Raw genomic sequence first — 545 nt, forward strand, 5'->3', positions numbered from 1 at the left:
TCGCTTGCGCCATGGTTCATATTACCCATCATGTCAGCCATCGTCAGCCACTCCACCGGATCCAGTGCCGGCACCGGTGCATTTAAGCTCTCGGCCACGGCCAGGGTACCGCGGGCATAGCCACTGCGGTCCATGCTCTGGGCAAAAATGGTGTAGGCATCATTTTGCGGCGAGACGACAACATCATAGGTTTCGCCCGGGCCAAAGCGGAACTCATCTACCGTTACCGGGTGTACATTCTGGCCGTCAGCCTGCACCACAGTCATTTTCAGCTCGGGAATACGCACATCAAAAAAGCTGTTGCTGGAGCCATTGATAAAACGCAGCCGCACACGCTCACCGCGCTTAAATAGGCCGCGCCAGTTTGCCAGCGGCGAACTGCCATTCATTAAATACGTAAAAGTGGCCGCGGAGATATCCGCCAGATCGGTGGGGTTCATCCGCATTTGCTGCCACATCTGCCGTTTCGCCAGCGCCGCGTCCAGCCCTCTGTCAGTGATATCGCGCAGCATGTCCTGCACTGTTGGCTGATTAAAATTGTACAA

1 pseudogene is annotated in these 545 nt (G+C 55.8%); it reads right to left on the reverse strand.

From position 1 onward, the window contains the following. Nucleotides 1-545, reverse strand: a pseudogene (locus tag J3B89_RS21615) (copper resistance system multicopper oxidase); the annotation flags it as partial.

This window comes from Rheinheimera oceanensis (assembly GCF_018831085.1).
Classification (GTDB): Bacteria; Pseudomonadota; Gammaproteobacteria; order Enterobacterales; family Alteromonadaceae; genus Alishewanella; species Alishewanella oceanensis.